Here is a 24,049-nt window from a genome sequence, read left to right as displayed (position 1 = left end):
TGTAATAACAAATCTTATGTATTATGAAAAAACTTATAATTCCTACATTGGTCGTGCTATTGTTTAGTTGCGACAAAGAAGATGAAAAAACCGAAACCACTTCTGAAGATGTGGTCAATGCTTTAACGGAGTATGTTACGGTAAACAAAGTGTTTCAAGATATTGGAAACAACAATGGCGATGCTGTTTTATCGGCAGAAAATTCCACTTCTACTGCAAAATCCAATTCAGTGGGGAAAACTGCGCCAGATGTGGAAATAACAATATCTCCCGCTGATTTTGTTACTTTTCCAAAAACCATAACCGTTGATTTTAAGACGGGGGTTTTGGGTAAAGACGGTATTACCCGAAAAGGAAAAGTCACCATTATATCTACCAATTGGTACAGAGAACCGGGCAGTATTCACACAGCGACTTTCACGGACTACTATCACAACGATTATAAAGTTGAGGGAACCCATGTAGTGGAGAATACAGGTGAAAATGTAGATGGATTTTTGGAATACACTGTTGTCATCACCAATGGAAAAATCACAAAGAGTGATGGCTCGGTAATCGAATATCAGGAAAATTCCACAAGAACCTGGATAGAAGGGAAGGATACCCCATTAAACATTTGGGATGATGAATATCTGTTGGACGGGTCACAGAATGGGACCAGTTCTTCAGATTTGGATTACACCCTGACTGTTGAAGAATCGTTACATTTTATATTGCTCCCACGGAATATTGAATTTGGAATTTTGGATGTTGACATTGCCGATATCGAAAACATTAAAATAAATTACGCCAATTCTACCATCACCATTTTAGGAAAAACGTATCCATTTGTCAAATAAAGAAGTTTTCAAAGGAAAAAGCTTGCCCAAGTTATTGGCAAGCTTTTCTCTTTTTGGGTAAACCTTATTCCGTCATAGCTAAAAAAAGCTTGTTCCGTAACTCTTCCAACTTCATATGCAAAGGGCTGTAGGTTACTGTTCCTATATTGATGGCAATGAACATATAGCGATTGGTTTCGGGAAAATAACGCAGCTCACAACCCGCACCAATGCCTCCGCCAGAGTGTCCATAGTAAGGGTGTCCAAAAACGTCGCCATGGCCCAAACCCAGTCCGTAAGCTGGTTTTCCTTCCTGATTGTTGACCCAGGTCATCATCAATTCCATGGTGGATTGCTTGAGTAATTTGCCTTCCAATAGGCCTTTTAAAAATAGGATGGCTTCAGAAGTGGTGGTAACGATTCCATCATCACCAACCATATAGGTTACGTTTTGCTTTTGGATGTGTGATATGTTTTCCAAAACCCCATCACTGTAACGGTCCCAATAACTGCTCGAGAGCTCCTCCTTCCATATTTTTTTATCAGATATTCGGTAGTAGGTATGCTGTAATCCCAGAGGCTTAAATATACTTTCTTCAATATAAGTGCCATGGTCACCAGTAATTCCATCTGCTATCAATGAAAGCAATACATAGTTGGTGTTTCTATAGGAATACCGACTTCCTGGTTCAAAGTTGAGTTTTTTGCCGTCAATAAATTTGATATAGTCCACCGCTTCAAAGGCAGTTTCTGGATGCTGAAGAAGGGTACTCGCATATTCTGGGTTAAAATTATACTCTGGCACTCCCGAAGTATGATTCAACAACATTTTAATGGTGATTTCATCCGCTCTATCCACCATATTGGAAACTTCTGGAGCCAAATATTGGGTAATGGGGTCTTCCAGTTGCAATTTTCCTTCTTCATATAGCTTTAGAATTGCCACGGCCATGTAGGTTTTGGCCACACTTTGCAAATAGTGCAAAAAGGTATCCTCTATTTTCTGTTGTTCTTCAATATTGGAGAGTCCTTCACTCTGCAGCCACCATCCATCTTCATCCAAAATGGCCAAACTGGCACCCGGGCACCCATTTTCCACTAAGGATTTTAATATAGACGAAACTTCTTGGCCTTTAGTGTGGTTTGGATTGGAATCAATTTGTGTCCACCCAAAATGGCACTCCAATAACAATATGGTAAGTATGATTATTTGTTTCATGTTGTTCGCTTTTGAAAAATTAAAAATGAATACGGCTTCCAAATTCCATCAAGGTGAAAGGAACCAAGGGCATACTCTCATTATAGTTGGTGGCCAATAAAAACTGATAGTTGGCAAACGGGGAAACATAGGTGCCTTCATTATACGAGTCGTACCCCAATCCAATACCCATGGGCACTACAAGCATTCCTTTGCCCTTTTTGCCTACCTGCTCCCATCCATTCGTTGTAGGCTTATAACCGTCTTTGGGCCGCTTGGCATAGAGATATCCTACTCCCAATTTAATTTCGGAAAATGCATCGTTGACGATATCAGGTCGCCATACGGTTTGGGTGTGAAACAAAACTCCTCCACCAACAGTTTTGTTACCATACCAGGTCATTTTGAATTGTTGCACCCAATTTCGATTTCCGTTATGACTCACTTCGGTTCCCAATCCAACCCCGATATTTTTAAAAAGGGGCTTCTTATTTTTAAAGGGAAGGGAAAGGGAATGAAATTCAATACTGATGATCAACGGAAAATTTCTGTGGTTTCCTTCATCAGACTGCGCCATACAAGTTTGAATTACTGTCGTAAATAAAAAAATGGCTATAGTTACTGTTCTCATTTTTGATTGATTTGATGATTCAAAAGTAGAATGAAACCTAATTTGGGTTGAAGCAAAAAGCGTCTTTATCCCTAAAGTGTAGCAAAATTTCGGCTGAAATGTCAACGCTATGTTCGAAACCAACGTTTAAATGTGGGGGCTTTGGTACGACTCACAGGGATTTCAGAAGGAAGTACACTTTCTTGCAAGACGGAAACGCTGATTTTCCCATTTTCAAGTTTCGTAAACCCTGTGATTTGGTTTCTGTGGACAATAAACTGACGATTGAGTCTAAAAAACAAACTTGATGGGAGCTCGTCGGCAATTTTCTCCAGAGGCGTATCCAAAAAGTATTGTTTTCCATCTGAAGTATACAAAACCACATACTCGCTTTCCACAGAAAATCCTATAATAACCTCAAATGGAACCTGAGTTTCGTTTTTACCTTCCTTTACCAAAAAACCGATTTGCAGCTTTTGCTTTTCCAGGATTACTTTTTGTTCGGTGCCTTGCCATTGGTAGTAATAATGGATCATCACATAAATGGCATTGATAAAAAAGAACCAAATGGCAATAATGAACAGGTCATAATTGTAAAAGCTGGGGTGGGCCCACTTCCCCTTTACGATAAGACTCGACAATTCCGTAAGAAAACTGATAATGAACAACCCTACAAAAGTGGTCAGCAAGAATTGAACAATTACTCGTTTTGCAAATTGGGTGTAGGCTATTTTACGATCCAGCCACAGAATAATTTTCCTGACGGCAAGCCAAGCGGCATAACCAATTAATGTATCCAATGTATACGTAAAAGCAAACCACCAATCCAATTTTACATTGGCGTAGGTAAGGTAGTAGTTAAAGGCACTGATAAATGGAATAAGCACCAAAAACAGGGGGATATCAGGATAATATGGTGATTTTCGTTTAGATTCCATGGTCGGTTACCTAAGATAAAAGTAAACTTCTCCCACGAAATTCAAAAACTAAGATTTAGAATTAGAACTTTTCAAAAACGCCAAGTCCAAAGAGGGCAAAATCGTATTTAACAGGGTCGGTTGGGTCCAATTTTCGTAGCTTTTTGTCCAACTCCAAAAGGGCTTTGGCATCGTTTTGTTTCCGTTTGAGCAACTTTAGTTTTCGGGCAACGTTGCCAGAATGTACATCCAAAGGGCAGGAGAGTTGGGATGGACTTAAATTTTTCCAGATTCCGAAATCAACCCCAGTGCTGTTGTCCCGCACCATCCAACGCAAAAACATATTGATGCGTTTAGCCGCAGAACCTTTGTTCGGGTCCGAGATATGTTTTGTGGTCCTTGGCAAATGGGGGAGCTCAAAAAAGACTTCCTTGAATTTGGAAATTGATGACTGTAGTGAATCCTTTTCCTGATTTTTACAGAAAACAGCTTCCAATCCACCATAGTTTTCATAAATATTGCGAAGGCTACTTATAAAATAGCCCAAATCCAATCCGTTGAACGTACGATGAACAAAAGGAGAAAGTTTTTCCAAATCATCTTCTGAATGGTTCAGCACAAAGTCATACGGAGCATTATCTAATATCCCCATCAATTTTGATGCATTATTGATAATACTCTTTCGGTTGCCCCATGCAATGGTCGCGGTTAAAAATCCACTGATTTCAATGTCTTCCTTTTGGGTGAATCGATGTGGAACTTGCAACGGGTCATCCTCCAAAAAACGGGGATGGTTATATTGCTCCACCTTTTCATCCAGAAAATCCTTCAGTTCTGATTGGGTCATACGCTTTAAGAAACAATCAGGCCGTCCACCATGGTCAGTTTTCGGTCTGCCATATTGGCCAATTCAAGATTGTGGGTTACCAAGACAAAGGTTTGTCCAAATTCATCCCGTAGCTTAAAAAACAACTTGTGAAGATTGTCAGCACTTTCCGAATCCAAATTTCCGCTAGGCTCATCGGCCAAGACTATCGAGGGATTGTTCATAAGCGATCTTGCCACGGCAACGCGTTGCTGTTCCCCGCCAGACAGGGCATTGGGTTTATGATGATAACGGTCTTGCAATCCCAAGAAATCCAAGAGTTCCTTTGCTCGCTTTTCGGCATCTTCTTTAGGTGTTTTTTTGATAAAAGCCGGGATACAAACATTTTCCAAAGCGGTAAACTCGGGCAACAATTGATGGAATTGAAAAATAAAACCGATATGCTCGTTTCGAAATCGGGCCAGATTCTTATCATTTAGCGCCGTAACATTGGTGTCATTGATAAACAAACTGCTCTCACTTTGGTTTGAAGGTGAATCCAATGTACCTAAAATCTGCAAAAGGGTTGTTTTTCCTGCCCCGGACGCCCCAACGATTGACACTACTTCTCCTTTCTGAATTTCAAGGTCGACCCCTTTTAAGACCTTAAGGTCTCCATATTTTTTTTGAATATTTGTGGCCTTTATCATGAAAATGCTTCTCGTGGTGAAAATACGGATTACTGACGAGTGGGCAAAGATGCGCCTTTCAAATAAGTTTTCCAATGGTGTTACGACTATTTGCTAACGAATAAGTATTGGATTCCGATGGCGGAATCACAAACTTTGTTTAACTTTACAACTTAATGGGTAAACAAAATAAATCAATTATAGAAACCGCCGTGTTTGCTGGCGGTTGCTTTTGGTGTACCGAGGCCGTTTTTCAGCGGCTTAATGGGGTAGAGGAAGTACTTTCAGGGTATACCGGAGGTACGATAAAGAATCCAGCATACCGGGAAATCTGTACCGGAAGGACAGGTCATGCCGAAGCGATTAAAATTACATTTGATCCTTTAAAAGTATCATATATGGAATTGTTGGAAGTGTTTTTTGCTACGCATGACCCAACTACATTAAACCGGCAAGGCAACGATGTAGGTACCCAATACCGAAGCGAGATTTTTTATACATCCGCTCAGCAGAAGGCGCAAGCAGAGGAATTTATTGCGCTTTTGGAAAAAGGGAACATCTTTGCTTCCCCTGTTGTAACAGCCATTTCAGAAGAAAAGCCCTTCTATTTGGCCGAAGAAGAGCATCAAAATTATTATAATGACCATAGGCAGCAACCGTATTGTCAGTTTATCATTGATCCAAAAATTAAAAAGCTGAACACCTATTTTTCTAAAAAATTAAATAGCACAAATTAATTATGTCACCCTACCGAAACCTGGAAGAATATAATATTGAAATCACCAATGAAGTCAAGGACCACTTCGCTAAAATTGTGGACGATATTGGAGAGGATGTAACCCGTGAAGGTCTTTTAAAAACCCCTGAACGTGCAGCTAAGGCTATGCTTTTTTTAACGCAAGGCTACAAACAGAACGCAGAGGAAATCTTGAGAAGTGCCATGTTCGCAGAGAGTTATGACGATATGGTGATCATCAAGGACATAGAGGTGTATTCCCTTTGTGAGCACCATATGTTGCCATTTTTTGGCAAGGCCCACATCGCCTATATTCCAAACGGGCATATTGTGGGATTGAGCAAAATACCAAGAGTGGTTGATGTGTTTGCCCGAAGATTGCAGGTACAGGAACGCTTGACACATGATATTCTGGAGTGCATCAACAATACCCTGAAACCCAAGGGTGTTGCGGTAGTGATTGAAGCGGCTCACATGTGCATGATGATGCGTGGTGTACAAAAGCAAAACTCCGTCACCACAACTTCAGGGTTTAGAGGGCAGTTTGAAAAAATTGAGACCCGTAACGAGTTTTTAAAACTCATCAGTTCCGATTTATCCTAAGGGATTTTCCCAATTCATTCGGATTTCCTAATTTTCCTGAATGGCAGAAGAGAAAGACCCAAAGTATCGCAATCTCCTTTTAGGGGTATTGTTTGATGGCATAGGAATGCTATCCTTTATGATTCCCGGAATAGGGGAGTTCTCTGATGTCATCTGGGCTCCTGTTGCCGGTTGGTTGATGACCCGTCTCTATAAAGGTAAAGTAGGTCAGGCTGCTGGATTGATTGCCTTTGCCGAAGAATTGATTCCTGGGATGGATATTATCCCAACCTTTACCCTTACTTGGATTTATACCTATTTGTTGAGCAAAAAAAAGAACAGCAAGTAAACTCAATTACCTGCTGCCCTCATTTTTCTTAAAGTCCGATGCTCAAATTAAAAGCAATATTTCTTCCAATGTTGGCTATACCATCCGGCTTTAGTCGCGACAAGTGTGAAATATAAGTCTTGTCAAAAAGATTGTTACCACTGATTTTATAACCTACGTGGTGCTCAAAAATCTTTATTTCCCCTCCAATACCCATATTGAATAAATTATAGCCTGAAGTTGGGGTTTCAAAAGTAGCTACTCTATTTTGGTCAAAATGGGATTGTACTGTGGCAAAAGCGTAGCTTTTGTATTTAGTTCCCTTTGTTGTGTTCCACTCCACACGCAGCGTATTGTTCCAGCGATTGGCTGGGATCAAGGGAAGGTCTGTTTTGTCTTCCAGCTCACCAAAGACCATATCAAAACTACTCTCAAAATGCAACCAATCCAAAGGGTGGGGGTGTAGGTGGAATCCAAATTCCCCTCCATATAATTTGGCATCTTGTTGATCAAAAATATAAATTGGGTCTCCTTCCCTAAATTCACCTGTTGGTTGAAGGTAAATGTAATCACTTACATTATTGTAGAAAGCATTGGCATACACTTCAATGTGTTGATTAGCGTATTCCATGGCAAAATCAACCTGTACATTCTGTTCGCTATCCAAGTCCTGGTTACCAATTTCAACCCGATTGGCACCGCTGTGGTGTCCATTTGAGGTGAGTTCTGATAAATTTGGAGCCCTAAACCCGGTAGCTAAATTCAATCGCAACAAAATATTGTTTGTTAAATCAGTCCTGTATCCAACGGCAGCATTAAAACTGTTGAAATTTTTGTCAAGTGCCGGGATAAACTCCTCATCACCTTCAATTCCGCTTGATTCACCATTTATTGACCTTAGGTCGTACCGCAACCCAAACTGAAGGTCACTTTTATTGAAATGCACGTGAGAAGTGGCCAAAACCCCAAAGTCATTGGTGATGGCATTCGGAATCAACACTTCTTCTCCAAAATTTTCATTCTTTTGGTGCATCCCCTGAACCCCAAAAATGGTGGTCATGCTGCCCCATTGCGGATTGTATTGAAGGTTATAGCTAAATGTACTCAGATCCATATTCAGCGAAGGCCCTTCTTCCTCTTCATGTTCCTCACCTTCTTCTTCATGGTGATGCTCTTCAAATTCTTTTCTATCATTAAGAATGTAGCCGAAAGTGGCCTCCAAACTGGATTTTTTAAAGAAAAAGTTGGTTTTTGAGCTAAGAACATGTGTTGCAATTTCCTGATTGGGCAACAAGGGCTCCCTTTGGTTGTCCTGAACTCCAATTTCTTCTGGAATCCCCAATTTTGAAAAGTTGTAGTTGTATCTAAGTTCAGTCTTAAACGCACTTGCTTGGTATGCCATCCCTGTTTTTAAATCGGCTTCGTTGAACCGGGAGTTGGTCACACCAGTACCTTCACCAGTTTCGTAATCAGCATTGGATGCATAAGCGCCACGCGCCAAAAACTTGAGTTTTTCCCCTGATGTTTTTACACCAGCATTGGCTCCATATCCTAACGTATTGGTGAAATAATTAAGATTGACATCTCCGGAAGTCTCTCCGGGCAAAGCAAAGCTCTCGGGATTTAAATAGAGTACACCGCCCAAAGCATCGGAACCATACAACAAAGAAGCAGGACCTTTGATGACTTCCACACTGGAGATACCGGCATCGTTAATGCCCAAACCGTGCTCACCACCAAACTGTTGGTTTTCCAGACGAATTCCCTGTGTATAGACCAAAACGCGATTAAAACTAAGCCCCCGGATTACTGGTTTTCCAATACCAACACCTGTGGATACGGAGCTTACCCCGGCAATATTGGAAATACCATCAGCCAAAGTGATAGCTCCATTGCTTTTTAATTCTGCGATGGATTTTTGTTCTACCTTCATCACATTCTCGCGTTGTAATTTGTGAAATGGGGTAGAGAGTACCACTTCGTCAATTTCTATAGCCGAAGGAACCATTGCATAATTAAAGGTGTTATTTCCAGAATTAATGTTCAGTGAAATGGAATAGGTCTCGTACCCCAAATAGGATATGATCAATTTATAAGTGCCTTCAGGGAGATCTTTGAGCAAATAGCTTCCACTGGCATCGGTAACAGTCCCTTTTTCCAATTGTGGGATATATACAGAGACTTGCTCTAAGGGTTGTCCATTTTCTGAATCGGTTATTTTTCCGTTGACGGTATTTTGTGCATGTATAAATAGAGGAATCAATGCCAAAAGCATTGAAATATAATATTGTTTCATTTGATAAATAATAAGTTATTGAATCTGCTAACCTGATATCTATTATGAAACTTGCGGAGGGCCCCTTAAAGCCTTAAATTCTTTTTTATGGGATTTAAAATGATAGACAAAAAAGGTCTGTGGTTGCCCAAATTGGGGTACTTCCACAGCTGTATAAATGAATGATGACCCAAAGAAAACATTGGATGCCAAGGTGAAATCATGGAATTCACAATGAATATCGGCATCATGAAAATGCTTGGCACCATGCGAAACGCAACGCTTCTCCTTGGTATGCCCAAATAGCGCGTGATGGAGTTTTAGCGCAGAAGGAGTTAGTATCCCAATCGTTAGGATAAGGGACACATAAATTGCGATACGTTTATTGAGGAACAAGGTCATTTGTGTCAAAGATAGGTCAGGTCAAAAGACTTCTTGTGTTAAGAAAACCATAAACTACCTGAAAAGAAAGCCCATTCCCAAACGTTTTAGCATCTTTTTCTCAAAATTCCAGAAGAATTGAAACTGTCCAAAAAGCCATCCGATCACAATCAAAATAACTTGGTAAATGGGAAAAATCAGAAAAATACGGGCTGTCCAATACAGAAACCCATGGGTTTCATTTCTTCCAAGCCCAATCCATTCCGTAAGGGGGCCGGCCAATTTTCCAGCCAAACTTCCGGTTATGGCAAACACAATGAAGATGGCAATCATTTCCCATTTATAAGTGACTTTCCACTTATTTTCCAACTTTTTAAAGCACCAAAGAAAAAAACGGATTAGGAGAAAATAAAGCGCAATACCGACCACAGGGACAAAAATCCATTCCCATAAGGTGTTGTTAAGTTGAAATAGGTGCAATAGTCTCCGGGCAACCGTATATGAAGTGATTATGACCAGGACAGCGCCCAAAAAAGGATGTATGAGTTGCCAGTTTTTAGCAATTTCCCAGCGCGTTTTAATTTTCTGCATTGACTAAAGTATTCCGATGCAAAAATACGCTATTAAATTCTAGGGACGAAAGGCCCTAAGCGTTGATTATATTTTCTCTGGAAATAAATGAAGTAATTGTAGAGTTTATAATTTACTTCATAGCCGTAATCTATGTTCTGATCATAGTTGATTTGTAACTCGTACAGATTAGGATTGAAACGCATGGGCTGCATAACGCGTTGGTTCCAATTGGTGACCATTATGGCGTTTCTGTTTTCCAGAAAACTTTGGGAATAATACCCTTCTGGTCTGGCAATACTGTTCAGCCATGTATAAAATCCAGGCTCAATAATGATGATTTCATATTCAGTTTCATCATCCTTGATTTCCACTTCTTGCCCGTCATCCGAATTGAAAACGGCCTGTTCCTCATTGGAAATGTCCAAGGCCTCTTTTTGAGTACTGCACGAAAGCAACAGTGTAAAAACCACCAGTACGGGTAATAATCTCTTTTTCATAAACTTAAGATACAAAAAAAGCCATTTGAAAATTCAAACGGCCCTGTTAAATAACGTTAAGATGGTTTATTTGCCAAAGAGCCCACCGAGCAATCCGCCCAGGCCACTCTTTTTCTGACTACCACCGCTCAGTACCATCCCAGCGAGGTCATCGATGACGCTACCGTCACCATCAGAATCCAAAAAAGTCTCAATCAAGGATTGTTGTTTATTTGCAGTTTTGGTACCTCCCATAAGTCCACCTAGAAGCCCAGTAAGGGCATCGGGATTGCTTACATTCTGTTGACGGGTTTGTTTTCCCAAATAGCCCAATAGGATGGGAGCTGCGATTTTAAGTATTTGTGAAATACTACCGGCATCAATCCCAGATTTGCTGCTGAGTGCATTTTCCACTTGAGGTTGTTTGGTACCAAAAACATGGCCCAAGATTCCTGCGCCATCATCCATTACGGATTGATCTACTCCTCCGCCAAAAAGGCCACCCAGGTCGTTCAATATACTACCATCGTGTTTGGAGGATAGTGCGTTCATCAATCCTTGCGCCCCTCCTGGCGTGGATGCATTTTTCTTCATGGCCCCCATTAAAAGGGGCATAGCCATACTCAAAACATCTGCAGTTTTATTTTCGGGTTGTCCTGTTTGTCCAGCTACTCCGCTGACCAATTGCCTGCCCACAGGGCTATTGAGTAAATCCATTAATCCAGACATAGTATATAGTGTTAAGGTTAGAACGACAATGTACAAAAAAGAAGCCCTTTAAGCTCCATTTGAAGAAGAAAAGGACCCTATTTTAGCAGTTTAATAACTTGGGACGCCAGTTCCAAACCAACTCGTTCTTGCGCTTCTTGGGTAGAGGCCCCAATATGGGGTGAAAGGGATATTTTCGGATGCATTAAAATCTTTATTTCTGGTTGGGGTTCGGATTCGTAAACGTCGAGGCCTGCAAATGAAACTTTATTATTATCCAAGGCATCTACCAAGGCCACTTCGTCCAAAACACCCCCACGGGAAGCATTAATGATCCCTACGCCTTGTTTCATTTGGTCCAATTCTTTTTTGCCAATAACATACCCATTTTGGGCAGGAACATGAAGGCTAATAAAGTCCGATTCTTTCAGCAAGGTTTTTAAGTCGCTGTTTTCCAAATTAAACTGAACGGATTGTCCATCAAAAAATGAAACTTTCAGGGTTTCTTTTTTAGCATGATGGTCTGTAAACAGAACCTTCATGCCTAAGGCCAAAGCCATTTCTGCAGTGGCTTTTCCAATAGTACCAAACCCAATAATACCCAGAGTCTTCCCCCGCAGTTCGCTTCCGTTGGCGTAACTTTTTTTCAATTGCTTGAATTTATGATCACCTTCCAGGGGCATATCACGATTGGAGTTATGCAAAAAACGGACACCGTTCAGCAAATGGGCAAAGACCAGTTCAGCTACAGATGCTGCGGAAGCTGTTGGGGTGTTAATAACATGAATTCCTTTGGATTTGGCATAGTCCACATCAATATTGTCCATACCAACCCCAGCACGCCCTATCAGTTTCAACTGTGGACATGCATTGATCAACGATTTTCTGACTTCTGTTGCACTACGGACCAGCAGTACATCGATGTTGTTTTTATTGATGAAATTGGCTAACTGCTCTTGTGCAACCCTAGTGGTGATGACTTCAAAGCCAGCTTTCTCCAGTGCATCAATTCCTGCTTGGGCCAATCCGTCATTTGCAAGTACAACTTTCATAGGTATTTTGTCTAAAAAAATAGGGTGTCAACTCAAATCAGACATCTGAAATCTGAAATCTGATAACTGATAACTGATAACTGATAACAAACCTATCCTTTTTTCTCCAATTCACTCATAATATCCACCAACACACCAACACTTTCAACTGGTAGTGCATTATACATGGATGCTCGGTAGCCACCAACAGATCTATGTCCATTAATGCCACTGATACCAGCCTCTTTACACATGTCATCGAACACATCTTTTAGTGCATCGTCGGTAATGTTGAAGGTAGCGTTCATGATGGAACGATCTTCCTTGGCTGCAAAACCAGAAAATACCGGATTCAATTCAATCTCGGAATAAATAAGATTGGCTTTCCGTTCGTTGATTTCCTCAATGGCAGCAATTCCACCCAAATCCTTCAACCATTGTAGGGTCAACATGGAAACATACACAGCGAACACTGGAGGGGTATTGAACATACTGTCCTTACTCACATGCACGGAATAATCCAGCATAGAAGGAATCTTTCGGGATACCTTCCCTAAAATATCTTCTTTCACTACTACCAAAGTGGTTCCTGCGGGTCCCATATTCTTTTGGGCTCCGGCATAAATCAAATCAAATTGGGAAAAGTCGAGCTGTCTTGAGAAAATATCAGAGCTCATATCACAGACCAAAGGAACATTAGTCTTTGGAAATTCCTTGATCTGGGTTCCAAAAATGGTATTGTTGGAGGTGAGGTGCAGATAATCCAAATCTGAAGGTATGGTATATCCTTTTGGAATATGGTTGAAGTTCTGTTCTTGGGAAGAAGCCACTTCCACAATTTCTCCGAACAAACGGGCTTCTTTGATGGCTTTTTGACTCCAAGTACCCGTATTGATGTACCCTGCCTTTTTATCCAAAAGGTTATAGGCGGCCATTAAAAACTGCATGCTTGCTCCACCTTGAAGAAACAAGGCCTGATAGCCTTTGCCTTCCAATCCTAAAAGCTCTAGGGCAAGGGAACGGGCTTTTTCCATGATGGCCACAAATTCCTTACTACGGTGTGAAATTTCAATAAGAGATAGACCTATACCGTCCAATTCCAGAACGGCTTCAGAGGCTTTTTGCATGACCTCTTTGGGCAAAATGCAGGGACCTGCGCTAAAATTGTGCTTTTTCATTTGTTAGGTTTGAGTGGATAAAGGTCTTAAAAAAACTTGGATCTAAAAACGTTTCAAACCAAAGGTTGTCCGCTAGAGTTGGAGTAAAAATTCCATGGTGTCCACCCCGTCAGCATATTCGTGCAGTTTAGGCATTTGGGTTTCCCCAAATGGAACATCACCCAAGCCTTTGCGGCTTGAAACGACACATTGAATTTGTGTTTCATTATCCTTTAAATGATTCCTTAATTCATCCTCCGACTCATAATAGGAATAAAAAAGAGTAGCGATAGGGGAAGCAAAGCTTTCATCTTCCTTAACAATCAAAAAACCGTTATCCCGAATTTTAAAATTGCTCATGAGGTACACCGCTTTGTTATAATCGTAATTATTGGCGTATTTATGTTGATGTATGATCGCCCCATGCTCAAAAATTGCCTTGAAGAAAAGGTCAAAATCATAGGTTCTGGGCACATAGATTTTAGAGACATTACGACATCCCAATCCATAATATCTAAAAATGTCCTCCCCGAGAGCTTTGAGTTCTTTTTGGGTTTCATTTCCGGTAAGAACGGCCACAGAGTTTCTGTTTTTTCGAATGATATTGGGTTTCTTTCCAAAATAATATTCAAAATAGCGGCTGGTGTTGTTGCTCCCCGTGGCAATGACTGCATCAAAATCTTCCAGTTTTCCTTCGGTGAATTCAATTCGCTCCGCGAGTAAAGGTTCCTGTTCAATCAGATATTGTGTAATATATGGCAACAATGCCTTGTCATTTGAGGAAAGTTTGGCCAACACTTTGTTACCCGAACACAAAACACTTAGGAAATCATGGAATCCCACCATGGGGATATTTCCCGCCATGACAATTCCAATTGTCTTTGGAGTTTGTCCATCATTAAGATTGTAGTTGGACAACCATTGTTTTAAATTGCCGTCAGTCAATAACGCCGACCATTGTTTTAATGCAAAAAGGATATTCTCTCTTGTAAACCACCCATTTTGTTGTTGGGCTTGGGTAATGACCATCTCAAAATTAGCATGCTTCTCGGATGGATTTTCATAAGAATATTCACAAAAATCCGTTAGATAATTTCCAAGTTTAACAAAAGCTTCCAATATTGGGAGATGTGCGGTCATTATATTTGTATACTAATTTGGTAGGGTTTATTTTTGCCAAAAGTAAGCATGCTGAAATAATTCGGCACAATAGAAAAAGAAAATTATGGCGATTATCATAACTGATGAATGTATAAATTGTGGTGCTTGTGAGCCAGAGTGCCCCAATACTGCAATTTATGAAGGTGCGGATGAATGGAGATATAGCGATGGTACTTCCTTAGTAGGTGATGTGGTCCTGCCCAGTGGAAAAGCTGTGAATGCAGATGATGTGCAAGAGCCCATAAGTGATGAAATATACTATATTGCTCCTGATAAATGCACGGAATGCATGGGATTTCATGAGGAACCCCAATGCGCTGCAGTTTGTCCTGTTGATTGCTGCGTTCCTGATGAAGACCGTGTAGAGAGCGAAGACGTATTATTGGGCAAGCAAAAATTCATGCACCCCGACGGATAAGGAGTAAAAATTAAATATTTTAGCCCCGAACTTGTTTCGGGGTTTTTTTATGGAAAAGGAAAAAGCATACAATGGTTTTTGGAAGCAACTGGGTTGCGTTCTTTCCCTAATTGCCATTTTAGGTATCGCCGCCGTTTTTATTATTGGATTCTATCTATTGATTCAAGGGTTTTAGGTTCCCAAAACAAAACTTCAACTTATATTTGCAGCCGGAATTCAGACCTCAGACTTCAAATGTCTGAAATCTGATAGCTGAAATCTAAAGTAAAAGCCCATGAAAGCCGGTATTGTAGGATTGCCCAATGTAGGAAAATCGACTCTGTTCAATTGTTTGTCCAACGCAAAGGCACAGAGTGCCAATTTCCCTTTTTGTACCATTGAACCGAATATTGGAGTGGTGAACGTCCCCGATACCCGTTTGGAAAAATTGGAGGAATTGGTCAACCCAGAACGAGTGGTACCAGCAACGGTTGAAATTGTGGATATTGCCGGTTTGGTAAAAGGCGCCAGCAAAGGGGAGGGGCTTGGTAACCAGTTTTTAGGGAATATTCGGGAGACTGATGCCATTCTTCACGTTTTACGCTGTTTTGATAATGACAATATCGTACACGTGGATGGTTCCGTTGATCCTATCCGTGATAAGGAGACCATTGATATGGAATTGCAGTTGAAGGATTTGGAAAGCGTTGAAAAGAAACTGGACAAGGTAAAACGCGCCGCCAAGACAGGAAACAAAGAGGCCCAAAAAGAAGAGGCTGTGCTCAATGCCCTTAAAGAAGGTTTGGAAGCCGAAACTTCAGTTCGGGCTATTCAGTTCAGTGACGATGACAGAGCGGAATATGTAAAACCGATGCAACTCATCACAGACAAACCTGTAATGTATGTCTGTAATGTGGACGAGGGAGCTGCCACTTCGGGAAACGCCTATGTTGAAAAAGTTAAAGAAGCCGTGGCCAATGAAAATGCCGAGGTCATCTTTTTAGCAGTGGGTACTGAAGCCGATATCACCGAATTGGAAACCTACGAAGAACGACAAATGTTCTTGGAAGATTTAGGACTTTCAGAACCGGGTTCCGCCAAATTGATTCGTGGTGCCTACAAATTACTCGACTTAGAAACATATTTTACGGCAGGGGTAAAGGAAGTCCGCGCTTGGACCATTCCTGTTGGAGCCACTGCGCCGCAAGCTGCGGGTGTCATCCATACCGATTTTGAAAAAGGATTCATCCGTGCCGAGGTCATCGCCTACGACGACTATATTACATATGGTAGCGAGGCCAAAGTAAAAGAAGCTGGTCGTATGCGGGTAGAAGGCAAGGAATACATCGTTAAAGACGGTGACGTTATGCATTTTAGATTTAATGTGTAATCTTTGAACATTGTAATTCCCACTTCTGGAAAAATTCTTTAAATATACTTTGAAGTAGTTTTGCCCCATGTCAACAAAGGGCTTGGGAATTTTATACGGGATACTTGGGGTAGTACTGTTCTCCTCCAAAGCGGTCATGGTAAAACTGGCCTATCGATACCATGTGGACACCTTGGACCTGCTCATGTTCCGGATGTTTCTCTCCCTACCATTCTATATTCTTATTCTTTTTCTTATTCGAAAAAAGCGTCCTTCTGTTAAAATAAGAGCGAAGGATTACGTGTGGTTGCTCGCTTTTGGCTTTGTAGGCTACTATCTGGCCAGCTATTTTGATTTCTTGGGCCTCAATTACATCAAAGCGGGGTTGGAACGTATTATTTTGTTTGTTTACCCTACGATTGTTGTCTTTTTATCTTGGCTTTTTTTCAAGGAGAAAATAACAAAAGTCCAGACCACGGCCATTGTCATTACCTACACTGGCGTAGTGGTCACCTTTTGGAACGAATTGGAAATTGTGGGAAATGCAGCCTTGATAGGAGGCTTTCTGGTTTTGCTGAGCGCCATCACCTATGCATCTTATCTAGTGGGAAGCGGTTGGTTGATTCCCAAATTTGGAGTACTCCGTTTCACCTGCTATGCAATGATTGTTTCCACCTGTTGTATTCTTGTGCATTATATATTCTCCGGCGATTGGGATTTGTTCCAGTATCCATGGCCGGTGTATGGGTATGGGTTTGCCATGGCCATTTTTGCCACATTGATACCCTCATTTTTGGTTTCCGCCTCCATTGAGCGTTTAGGAGCTTCGAACTTTTCCATCTTGGGCAGTTTGGGTCCCGTATCCACCATATTGTTGGCCTATATTTTCTTGGCTGAAAAACTCACCTATTGGCAATTACTGGGAATGTTGATTGTAATTTTCGGGGTGACTTATCTCTCGCTCAACCGAAAAAGAAAGGCCTTACGATGATTACTATTAACAATCACACCGATTTCTTTGTTGATTACTTTCTGCCGTCAATACTTTTATTTTTGCTCCGAAATTTTATATTGCAAGGATTAACCCTTAACTCATGTCACAAACCCAGTATACCGAGGATAACATTCGTTCCCTGGATTGGAAGGAGCATATTCGCATGCGCCCAGGGATGTACATTGGAAAATTGGGCGATGGTTCCTCCGCAGACGATGGTATTTACATTCTTTTAAAAGAAGTCATTGACAACTGTATCGATGAATTTGTCATGGGTGCTGGGAAGACCATCGAAATCAATATTAAGGACAATACCGTACACGTGCGTGATTTTGGCCGTGGCATTCCGCTGGGCAAAGTGGTGGATGTGGTTTCCAAAATGAACACCGGTGGTAAGTACGATACCCGTGCCTTTAAAAAATCCGTGGGGTTGAACGGGGTTGGAACCAAGGCCGTGAATGCCCTATCTACATATTTTCGGGTAGAGTCCACACGTGATGGGCAATCCAAATCCGCAGAATTTGAAACCGGGAATCTCGTCAATGAAGAATTATTGGAAGAATCTTCAAGACGTCGGGGAACCAAAGTGAGCTTCGTTCCGGATGAATCCATTTTCAAAAAATACAAATACCGAAATGAGTATGTGGAACGCATGCTCAAAAATTACGTCTATCTCAATCCAGGATTGACCATTGTATTTAATGGTGAAAAATTCTATTCAGAGAATGGATTGAAGGATTTGTTGGAGGACAACAATAATCAAGACGATTTTCTATATCCCATCATCCATCTGAAAGGAGATGATATTGAGGTGGCCATGACCCATAGCAGAACCCAGTACAGTGAAGAGTATCATTCTTTCGTGAATGGGCAACACACCACGCAGGGCGGTACGCATCAAGCGGCTTTTCGGGAAGCGGTGGTAAAGACCATCCGTGATTTCTACGGAAAGAACTATGACGCCTCAGACGTAAGAAAGTCAATCATTTCCGCCATCTCAATTAAAGTGATGGAGCCCGTTTTTGAGAGTCAGACCAAGACCAAGTTGGGCTCAACGGATATGGGGGGCAACCTACCCACGGTACGCACCTTCATCAATGATTTTGTAGGTACCCAGTTGGACAATTACCTGCACAAAAATCCAAAGACAGCTGAGTCGCTTCAACGTAAAATTGTTCAGGCGGAGAAGGAGCGAAAGGAGCTTTCCGGAATCCGAAAACTGGCTAGGGAGCGGGCTAAAAAAGCAAGCCTTCACAATAAAAAATTACGCGACTGCCGGGCACATTTACAAGACATGAAAAATGACCGCAGATTGGAAACCACCCTTTTTATTACTGAGGGAGATTCCGCATCAGGCTCTATAACGAAGTCACGTGACGTAAATACGCAAGCTGTTTTTAGTCTTCGCGGAAAACCCTTGAATTCCTACGGTATGTCCAAAAAGATTGTGTATGAAAATGAGGAGTTCAATTTGCTTCAGGCGGCATTGAACATTGAAGAATCCATGGAGGATTTGCGTTATAATAATATTGTAATCGCTACGGATGCCGATGTGGATGGAATGCATATACGTTTGTTATTGATTACTTTCTTTCTTCAATTTTTCCCAGAACTGATTAAGGAAAACCACCTGTACATTCTTCAAACTCCGCTGTTCAGGGTCAGAAATAAAAAGGAAACCATCTATTGCTATAGTGAAGAGGAGAAACGGAATGCCATTGAAAAATTGACCGGAAAACCTGAAATTACCCGCTTTAAGGGATTGGGTGAGATTTCCCCGGATGAGTTTAAACATTTTATCGGGGACGATATTCGATTGGAGCCCGTAATGTTGGACAAGGCCATGAGCATAGATAGTCTGTTGCAGTTCTATATGGGGAAAAATACTCCAGACCGACAAGAATTTATCATAAATAATCTTAAAGTTGAACTTGATTTAGTTGAGGAAAACCAACTATAAACCTATTAAATGCACGCCCTTCTAAATGGAAGAGAACGAAGAACTGAATGATGAAGGTTTGGAAAACCAAGACAATTCCCAAGATAGCCTGGTCAAGGTCACGGGAATGTACAAAGATTGGTTTTTAGACTACGCTTCCTATGTAATTTTGGAGCGGGCCGTTCCCGCTATTGAAGACGGATTCAAGCCAGTGCAGCGAAGAATCATGCACTCGCTCAAGGAATTGGATGATGGTCGCTACAACAAAGTGGCCAACGTAGTTGGGCATACCATGCAATACCACCCCCATGGTGATGCCAGTATCGCCGATGCCATGGTTCAGATTGGGCAGAAAGACCTTTTGATAGACACACAAGGAAACTGGGGAAATATCTTGACCGGGGATGGGGCTGCAGCTCCGCGATATATTGAAGCCCGACTATCCAAGTTTGCTTTGGAAGTAGTTTACAGTCCAAAAATTACCGACTGGCAATTATCCTATGATGGGCGGAAGAAAGAGCCTATTAACTTGCCGGTAAAGTTTCCTTTATTATTGGCTCAGGGTGCAGAAGGTATTGCCGTAGGGTTATCCACCAAAATATTACCGCACAATTTTATTGAACTGATAGATGCTTCCATCAAGCATTTAAAAGGACAACGTTTTAAATTGTTTCCAGATTTCCCTACTGCTGGAATCATTGATGTGACCAACTATAATGATGGTCTACGTGGTGGAAAAATTCGAGTTAGAGCAAAGATTTCAACACTGGACAAAAATACGCTTGTAATCAATGAGATACCCTACGGAACCAACACCTCTTCTTTAATTGATTCCATTCTTAAAGCCAATGATAAAGGCAAGATTAAAATCAAAAAAATAGAGGACAATACGGCAGCCGAGGTTGAGATTTTGGTGCATTTGCCTCCAAATATTTCACCAGACAAAACCATTGATGCTTTGTATGCCTTTACGGCCTGCGAATCGTCCATTTCACCATTGGGTTGTATCATTGAAGACAACAAGCCCTTGTTTATCGGTGTAACGGAAATGCTGGAGCGCTCTACCGATAATACGGTGGAATTGTTGAAAGCTGAATTGGAAATTCAGTTGAGCGAATTGGAAGAGCAATGGCACTTTGCTTCTTTGGAACGGATTTTCATTGAAAACAGAATCTACCGCGACATAGAAGAAGAGGAAACTTGGGAAGGGGTTATCGCAGCCATTGGCAAAGGATTAAAGCCTTTCACCCAAAACCTAAAGCGTGCGGTTACTGAAGAAGACATCGTTCGCTTGACCGAAATCCGCATCAAACGAATTTCAAAGTTTGATTTAGAAAAGGCACAGCAACTTATTGAAAGTTTGGATGATAGAATTGCCCAAACCAAGCACCATTTAGCGCATTTGGTAGAGTTTGCCATCGACTATTTCAAAGAACTCAAAAAGAAGTATGGTGCCGGCCGGGAGCGAAAATCGGAAATCCGCATTTTCGATGATATTGAAGCCACAAAAGTGGTAATCCGGAACACAAAACTATACGTCAACCGTGAGGAAGGCTTTATAGGCACCTCACTGAAAAGAGACGAATACGTCACGGATTGTAGTGATATTGACGACATCATCGTGTTCACCCAAAAAGGGGAAATGATGGTGACCAAAGTAGATTCCAAAGTGTTTATTGGAAAGAACATTATCCATGTTGCGGTATTCAAGAAAAAGGATAAGCGCACCGTTTATAACATGATCTATAAAGACGGAAAGGGAGGTCCAAGCTATATCAAACGATTCAACGTTACCAGTATCACAAGGGATAAAATATATCCGTTGGCTGGGGACAAAGTTTCTGCCGATGTTCTTTATTTTTCAGCTAATCCCAATGGAGAGGCCGAGGTGGTGACGGTTATGTTACGCCAATCCGGGAGCATTAAAAAGTTAAAATGGGACTTGGATTTTGCCGATGTCTTGATTAAAGGAAGGGCTTCCAAAGGAAACTTGGTCACCAAGTATACCATCAAGCGTATTGAACTCAAAGAGAAAGGTGTTTCCACGCTCAAACCCAGAAAAATTTGGTTCGATGATGTGGTAAGCCGACTCAATGTAGATGGAAGAGGGGAGTTGTTAGGAGAGTTTAAAGGGGATGACTTGCTGTTGGTAATTGACCAAAAAGGTATCGTAAAAACTATCGCCCCAGATTTATTGGCCCGTTTTAATGAGGATATGATTGTATTGGAGAAGTGGAATCCAAAAAAACCTATTTCCGTAGTGCATTATGAAGGAGAAAAGGAACGGTATTACCTCAAACGCTTTTTGGTCGAGAATCCTAATAAGGATGAATTGGTGATTTCCGAACATCCAAAATCATTTATGGAACTGGTATCCACAGATTGGCGGCCTGTCATAGAAATTGAATTTGTAAAGCCCCGTGGCAAGGATGTTAAACCCAACCAAGAAGTGAATGTTGAAGAATTTATTAGTATAAAGGGTATAAAGGCTATTGGAAATCAATTGACTACAGATAAAGTAAAAAGTATTAACCGATTGAATTCCTTGCCCTTTGAGGAACCTGAAGAACAAACTGCAGAAGAAATGGAAGTTGTGGATGAAGAAAGTATAGACATTCCAAATACTGATATAGAAGCAAAAGATGAAGGTTCTGACCAAACCTCTTTGTTTTAATGCTTTTTCTACCTATTTTGCCCATCGAGTTAGACACGCACCAAAACCGCATAGCTTAATACATCTTTATGGATTTTACCAACCCGCTGGTATATGGCGTACCAGTATTTATTGCCTTTATATTATTCGAACTTACATATAGCAAAGCACATGGAGATGACCATCTCTACGAATGGAAGGATTTAGCCGCAAGCGGTTTCATGGGAATTGGGTCGGCTATTTTAGGGCCCCTTTTCAAAGTGGCTTTTGCCATTGTCTTTTTTGAAGCGGTATATGAACTCTGCAACCCTATGGTAAATGGGGTCAGACAAAATTTTCTTGGGTATGAATCCTTTGGGTATGCTTGGTATGTTTGGCTGCTTTGCCAATTAGCCGATGATTTTACCTATTATTGGTTCCATAGGGCCAATCATGAAATCCGTTTATTGTGGGCTGCCCATATTGTGCACCATTCTTCGGACAATTTTAATCTGGGAACGGCAATCCGAAATGGATGGTTCACCATTTTGTACAAACCCTTCTTTTATGCTTGGATGGTAGCTATCGGATTTCCGCCAGAAATGGTGGTGGTCTGTTTGGGAATTGAGGCCCTGTGGCAATTTCAATTGCATTCCCAATATATTCCAAAGCTTGGTTTCTTTGAAAAGATTTTCAATACACATACCATGCACCAAGTACATCATGCCCAAAATGTGGAGTATTTAGACAAGAACCACGGTGGGTTCCTCAATATTTTTGATAAAATGTTCGGAACTTGGAAAGAACTCGATGATGATATCGATGTAAAATATGGGGTGATTCACTCTCCAAATTCCTTTAATCCTATGGTTATCCTAACCCACGAGTTCAAGGATATTTGGAACGATGTAAAAAAGGCAGATAAACTTTCACACAAACTTATGTACATCTTTGGCCCTCCGGGTTGGAGTCATGATGGAAGTACGATGACCGTAAAGCAACAACAAAAAGTCTTCAAGGAATATAAAGAGTCACACCCTGAGTTGATTTATCAAAGACCTAATTGACAAACTTTAATTCTCTTCCAAAATTTCTTCCTGACCTTTCTTTTGGTTCTTTTTCATTCGCAAATCCAAGAATTCCACCATCAAAGAAAAGGCAATGGCAAAATATAAGTAGCCTTTGGGAATAGAGCCCACTTCGTTGCCAAACACAATCAAATGCGATAGGTGTGCCGCTTCCGCAATCAACATAAATCCGATTAGGATAAGAAATGAAAGCCCCAACACCTGAATGGAAGGATGCCTGTTCACAAATTCACCTACAGGATTGGCAAACAGCATCATAATCACCACCGAAATTACTACAGCAGTCACCATAAGAATGAGAGCGTCATTAGGATTTGGAGAAATTCCATTGGTCATCCCGATGGCTGTTAAGATGGAATCAAAGGAAAAAACAATATTGATGACCGTAATTTGAACAATGGCATTGGTCAAGGATGATGAGCGTGATTTTTTCACCTCGCGTTCATCATGTCCACGATCTTCCACCTTTTCATGAATTTCTTTGGTACTCTTGTACAACAAAAACAATCCGCCCAAAAAGAGAATAACGGCCTGCCAACTTATTCCACCGGTTATCCAAGATTCATCCAAAACCCAAAACGGTTTTTTCATTTTGGTGAGCCACGTAATCCCAAAAAGCAAGACAATCCGCATAACCATGGCCAGTACCAACCCAATATTGGTGGCCTTTTTCCGATTTTTCTTTTCCAGCTTTCCTGCCGCAATGGAAATGAATATAATATTGTCTATTCCAAGAACAATTTCTAAAAATGTTAGGGTTAACAATGCCATCCAGGCATCGGGGCTGGTAAAGATTTCAAACATGGTCAGTCTATTTTATAAGCAGTTCCTTTAAATTTTCGCTTGTCGCCAATGGCGTTATATTCAAAAGTATAGGAAGAATCTGTTGTGGTCAATATTTTAATGTGGATTGATTTTTCTTCGGACTTGTTTTTTGGATTCTTGTTCTTCAGCACGTACTCACAATCGTTGATCCATCGTATGGATGATGTATCTCGTTGTCCTTCAAAAAAATCCACTTCTGTATCCAAAGTCCTATGGAAGGTGGTTTTCTTTTCCTCACCACCTACCACGGTGGTAAATGAAAATTCTCCTGTTTTAAAATCAGTGCAGTTGCGCTGGGGAGGTTGCTGACACGATGCCAATAGCACTAATATGACCCCTAAAAGAAATTGTTTCGCCATA

General features: G+C 41.1%; 25 protein-coding genes. 10 read left to right on the top strand and 15 right to left on the bottom strand.

Features of this window, described 5'->3' with window-relative positions; translation table 11 throughout:
- Positions 1 to 23: 23 nt before the first annotated feature.
- On the top strand, positions 24 to 839 hold the full coding sequence (locus J0X14_RS13555) for a hypothetical protein (RefSeq protein ID WP_207098335.1): 816 nt from the start codon (positions 24 to 26) through the stop codon (positions 837 to 839).
- Positions 840 to 903: 64 nt separating this feature from the next.
- Here the strand turns inward: J0X14_RS13555 and J0X14_RS13550 are convergent, their stop codons facing one another.
- The 5 genes from J0X14_RS13550 to J0X14_RS13530 all read right to left on the bottom strand — a co-directional run bounded on the left by J0X14_RS13550 (position 904) and on the right by J0X14_RS13530 (position 5,058).
- The gene (locus J0X14_RS13550) at positions 904 to 2,037 is read right to left on the bottom strand and encodes a serine hydrolase domain-containing protein (RefSeq protein ID WP_207098334.1); all 1,134 of its coding nucleotides are present in this window, start codon (positions 2,035 to 2,037) and stop codon (positions 904 to 906) included.
- 19 nt (positions 2,038 to 2,056) lie between these two features.
- Positions 2,057 to 2,647, bottom strand: a complete 591-nt coding sequence (locus J0X14_RS13545) for a hypothetical protein (protein ID WP_207098333.1) — start codon at positions 2,645 to 2,647, stop codon at positions 2,057 to 2,059.
- A gap of 107 nt (positions 2,648 to 2,754) precedes the next feature.
- Entirely contained in the window at positions 2,755 to 3,564 is an 810-nt protein-coding gene (locus tag J0X14_RS13540; protein WP_207098332.1) for a LytR/AlgR family response regulator transcription factor, read from the bottom strand.
- Positions 3,565 to 3,625: 61 nt separating this feature from the next.
- A complete protein-coding gene (locus tag J0X14_RS13535) occupies positions 3,626 to 4,390 on the bottom strand; it encodes a TIGR02757 family protein (protein WP_207098331.1) in 765 nt (254 codons plus the stop codon).
- Between the two features lie 5 nt (positions 4,391 to 4,395).
- Positions 4,396 to 5,058 carry an ABC transporter ATP-binding protein gene (locus J0X14_RS13530; protein ID WP_207098330.1) on the bottom strand — a complete coding sequence of 221 codons (663 nt, stop codon included), beginning with the start codon at positions 5,056 to 5,058 and terminating at the stop codon, positions 4,396 to 4,398.
- Positions 5,059 to 5,213: 155 nt separating this feature from the next.
- Between J0X14_RS13530 and msrA the strand changes: the two genes are divergently transcribed.
- From msrA to J0X14_RS13515, 3 genes are read left to right on the top strand one after another with little or no spacing between them, the layout of a single operon-like run.
- On the top strand, positions 5,214 to 5,774 hold the full coding sequence (gene msrA / locus J0X14_RS13525; protein ID WP_207098329.1) for a peptide-methionine (S)-S-oxide reductase MsrA: 561 nt from the start codon (positions 5,214 to 5,216) through the stop codon (positions 5,772 to 5,774).
- Between the two features lie 2 nt (positions 5,775 to 5,776).
- The gene (gene folE, locus J0X14_RS13520; RefSeq protein WP_207098328.1) at positions 5,777 to 6,376 is read left to right on the top strand and encodes a GTP cyclohydrolase I FolE; all 600 of its coding nucleotides are present in this window, start codon (positions 5,777 to 5,779) and stop codon (positions 6,374 to 6,376) included.
- A 40-nt stretch (positions 6,377 to 6,416) separates the two neighbouring features.
- Positions 6,417 to 6,704: a hypothetical protein gene (locus tag J0X14_RS13515; RefSeq protein WP_207098327.1), complete on the top strand. Its 288-nt coding sequence runs from the start codon at positions 6,417 to 6,419 to the stop codon at positions 6,702 to 6,704.
- 28 nt (positions 6,705 to 6,732) lie between these two features.
- On the opposite strand, the gene J0X14_RS13510 is transcribed toward J0X14_RS13515, so the two are convergent.
- The 8 genes from J0X14_RS13510 to J0X14_RS13475 form a co-directional block, all read right to left on the bottom strand.
- Positions 6,733 to 8,979: a TonB-dependent receptor gene (locus J0X14_RS13510; protein ID WP_207098326.1), complete on the bottom strand. Its 2,247-nt coding sequence runs from the start codon at positions 8,977 to 8,979 to the stop codon at positions 6,733 to 6,735.
- 42 nt (positions 8,980 to 9,021) lie between these two features.
- Entirely contained in the window at positions 9,022 to 9,360 is a 339-nt protein-coding gene (locus tag J0X14_RS13505) for a hypothetical protein (protein WP_207098325.1), read from the bottom strand.
- A 54-nt stretch (positions 9,361 to 9,414) separates the two neighbouring features.
- Complete coding sequence (locus J0X14_RS13500; protein ID WP_207098324.1) at positions 9,415 to 9,930, bottom strand: DUF6787 family protein; 516 nt, start codon at positions 9,928 to 9,930, stop codon at positions 9,415 to 9,417.
- A 32-nt stretch (positions 9,931 to 9,962) separates the two neighbouring features.
- Positions 9,963 to 10,409, bottom strand: a complete 447-nt coding sequence (locus J0X14_RS13495; RefSeq protein ID WP_207098323.1) for a DUF6146 family protein — start codon at positions 10,407 to 10,409, stop codon at positions 9,963 to 9,965.
- A gap of 66 nt (positions 10,410 to 10,475) precedes the next feature.
- On the bottom strand, positions 10,476 to 11,117 hold the full coding sequence (locus tag J0X14_RS13490) for a DUF937 domain-containing protein (protein WP_207098322.1): 642 nt from the start codon (positions 11,115 to 11,117) through the stop codon (positions 10,476 to 10,478).
- A 77-nt stretch (positions 11,118 to 11,194) separates the two neighbouring features.
- Complete coding sequence (locus tag J0X14_RS13485) at positions 11,195 to 12,148, bottom strand: D-2-hydroxyacid dehydrogenase (RefSeq protein ID WP_207098321.1); 954 nt, start codon at positions 12,146 to 12,148, stop codon at positions 11,195 to 11,197.
- Positions 12,149 to 12,240: 92 nt separating this feature from the next.
- Complete coding sequence (gene serC / locus J0X14_RS13480) at positions 12,241 to 13,305, bottom strand: 3-phosphoserine/phosphohydroxythreonine transaminase (protein ID WP_207098320.1); 1,065 nt, start codon at positions 13,303 to 13,305, stop codon at positions 12,241 to 12,243.
- 72 nt (positions 13,306 to 13,377) lie between these two features.
- A complete protein-coding gene (locus tag J0X14_RS13475; RefSeq protein WP_207098319.1) occupies positions 13,378 to 14,424 on the bottom strand; it encodes an acyl-CoA reductase in 1,047 nt (348 codons plus the stop codon).
- Between the two features lie 85 nt (positions 14,425 to 14,509).
- On the opposite strand from J0X14_RS13475, the gene J0X14_RS13470 reads away from it, so the two are divergent.
- The 6 genes from J0X14_RS13470 to J0X14_RS13445 all read left to right on the top strand — a co-directional run bounded on the left by J0X14_RS13470 (position 14,510) and on the right by J0X14_RS13445 (position 22,843).
- Entirely contained in the window at positions 14,510 to 14,863 is a 354-nt protein-coding gene (locus J0X14_RS13470; protein WP_207098318.1) for a 4Fe-4S dicluster domain-containing protein, read from the top strand.
- A 274-nt stretch (positions 14,864 to 15,137) separates the two neighbouring features.
- Entirely contained in the window at positions 15,138 to 16,232 is a 1,095-nt protein-coding gene (gene ychF, locus J0X14_RS13465; RefSeq protein ID WP_207098317.1) for a redox-regulated ATPase YchF, read from the top strand.
- A 67-nt stretch (positions 16,233 to 16,299) separates the two neighbouring features.
- Positions 16,300 to 17,202: a DMT family transporter gene (locus J0X14_RS13460; RefSeq protein ID WP_207098316.1), complete on the top strand. Its 903-nt coding sequence runs from the start codon at positions 16,300 to 16,302 to the stop codon at positions 17,200 to 17,202.
- Positions 17,203 to 17,305: 103 nt separating this feature from the next.
- Positions 17,306 to 19,165, top strand: coding sequence for a DNA topoisomerase IV subunit B (locus J0X14_RS13455; RefSeq protein ID WP_207098315.1), 1,860 nt, complete (start codon positions 17,306 to 17,308; stop codon positions 19,163 to 19,165).
- A gap of 25 nt (positions 19,166 to 19,190) precedes the next feature.
- Positions 19,191 to 21,818 (top strand): DNA gyrase/topoisomerase IV subunit A, encoded by a 2,628-nt coding sequence (locus tag J0X14_RS13450; RefSeq protein WP_207098314.1) that lies wholly within the window; start codon positions 19,191 to 19,193, stop codon positions 21,816 to 21,818.
- Between the two features lie 68 nt (positions 21,819 to 21,886).
- Positions 21,887 to 22,843 carry a sterol desaturase family protein gene (locus J0X14_RS13445; protein ID WP_207098313.1) on the top strand — a complete coding sequence of 319 codons (957 nt, stop codon included), beginning with the start codon at positions 21,887 to 21,889 and terminating at the stop codon, positions 22,841 to 22,843.
- A 6-nt stretch (positions 22,844 to 22,849) separates the two neighbouring features.
- Here the strand turns inward: J0X14_RS13445 and J0X14_RS13440 are convergent, their stop codons facing one another.
- Positions 22,850 to 23,668 carry a TerC family protein gene (locus J0X14_RS13440; RefSeq protein ID WP_207098312.1) on the bottom strand — a complete coding sequence of 273 codons (819 nt, stop codon included), beginning with the start codon at positions 23,666 to 23,668 and terminating at the stop codon, positions 22,850 to 22,852.
- Between the two features lie 2 nt (positions 23,669 to 23,670).
- Positions 23,671 to 24,048 (bottom strand): DNA topoisomerase IV, encoded by a 378-nt coding sequence (locus J0X14_RS13435; RefSeq protein WP_207098311.1) that lies wholly within the window; start codon positions 24,046 to 24,048, stop codon positions 23,671 to 23,673.
- Position 24,049 lies beyond the last annotated feature (1 nt).

The organism is Allomuricauda sp. CAU 1633 (assembly GCF_017313225.1).
Lineage (GTDB): Bacteria > Bacteroidota > Bacteroidia > Flavobacteriales > Flavobacteriaceae > Flagellimonas.
Note: the sequence above shows the minus strand (reverse complement) of the source record. Positions and strands in the feature narration are given on the sequence as shown.

Coding starts and splice junctions, on each gene's coding strand:
- J0X14_RS13555 (WP_207098335.1), top strand. CDS start 24: ATGAAAAAACTTATAATTCCTACATTGGTCGTGCTATTGTTTAGTTGC.
- J0X14_RS13550 (WP_207098334.1), bottom strand. CDS start 2,037: ATGAAACAAATAATCATACTTACCATATTGTTATTGGAGTGCCATTTT.
- J0X14_RS13545 (WP_207098333.1), bottom strand. CDS start 2,647: ATGAGAACAGTAACTATAGCCATTTTTTTATTTACGACAGTAATTCAA.
- J0X14_RS13540 (WP_207098332.1), bottom strand. CDS start 3,564: ATGGAATCTAAACGAAAATCACCATATTATCCTGATATCCCCCTGTTT.
- J0X14_RS13535 (WP_207098331.1), bottom strand. CDS start 4,390: ATGACCCAATCAGAACTGAAGGATTTTCTGGATGAAAAGGTGGAGCAA.
- J0X14_RS13530 (WP_207098330.1), bottom strand. CDS start 5,058: ATGATAAAGGCCACAAATATTCAAAAAAAATATGGAGACCTTAAGGTC.
- msrA (WP_207098329.1), top strand. CDS start 5,214: ATGGGTAAACAAAATAAATCAATTATAGAAACCGCCGTGTTTGCTGGC.
- folE (WP_207098328.1), top strand. CDS start 5,777: ATGTCACCCTACCGAAACCTGGAAGAATATAATATTGAAATCACCAAT.
- J0X14_RS13515 (WP_207098327.1), top strand. CDS start 6,417: ATGGCAGAAGAGAAAGACCCAAAGTATCGCAATCTCCTTTTAGGGGTA.
- J0X14_RS13510 (WP_207098326.1), bottom strand. CDS start 8,979: ATGAAACAATATTATATTTCAATGCTTTTGGCATTGATTCCTCTATTT.
- J0X14_RS13505 (WP_207098325.1), bottom strand. CDS start 9,360: ATGACCTTGTTCCTCAATAAACGTATCGCAATTTATGTGTCCCTTATC.
- J0X14_RS13500 (WP_207098324.1), bottom strand. CDS start 9,930: ATGCAGAAAATTAAAACGCGCTGGGAAATTGCTAAAAACTGGCAACTC.
- J0X14_RS13495 (WP_207098323.1), bottom strand. CDS start 10,409: ATGAAAAAGAGATTATTACCCGTACTGGTGGTTTTTACACTGTTGCTT.
- J0X14_RS13490 (WP_207098322.1), bottom strand. CDS start 11,117: ATGTCTGGATTAATGGATTTACTCAATAGCCCTGTGGGCAGGCAATTG.
- J0X14_RS13485 (WP_207098321.1), bottom strand. CDS start 12,148: ATGAAAGTTGTACTTGCAAATGACGGATTGGCCCAAGCAGGAATTGAT.
- serC (WP_207098320.1), bottom strand. CDS start 13,305: ATGAAAAAGCACAATTTTAGCGCAGGTCCCTGCATTTTGCCCAAAGAG.
- J0X14_RS13475 (WP_207098319.1), bottom strand. CDS start 14,424: ATGACCGCACATCTCCCAATATTGGAAGCTTTTGTTAAACTTGGAAAT.
- J0X14_RS13470 (WP_207098318.1), top strand. CDS start 14,510: ATGGCGATTATCATAACTGATGAATGTATAAATTGTGGTGCTTGTGAG.
- ychF (WP_207098317.1), top strand. CDS start 15,138: ATGAAAGCCGGTATTGTAGGATTGCCCAATGTAGGAAAATCGACTCTG.
- J0X14_RS13460 (WP_207098316.1), top strand. CDS start 16,300: ATGTCAACAAAGGGCTTGGGAATTTTATACGGGATACTTGGGGTAGTA.
- J0X14_RS13455 (WP_207098315.1), top strand. CDS start 17,306: ATGTCACAAACCCAGTATACCGAGGATAACATTCGTTCCCTGGATTGG.
- J0X14_RS13450 (WP_207098314.1), top strand. CDS start 19,191: ATGGAAGAGAACGAAGAACTGAATGATGAAGGTTTGGAAAACCAAGAC.
- J0X14_RS13445 (WP_207098313.1), top strand. CDS start 21,887: ATGGATTTTACCAACCCGCTGGTATATGGCGTACCAGTATTTATTGCC.
- J0X14_RS13440 (WP_207098312.1), bottom strand. CDS start 23,668: ATGTTTGAAATCTTTACCAGCCCCGATGCCTGGATGGCATTGTTAACC.
- J0X14_RS13435 (WP_207098311.1), bottom strand. CDS start 24,048: ATGGCGAAACAATTTCTTTTAGGGGTCATATTAGTGCTATTGGCATCG.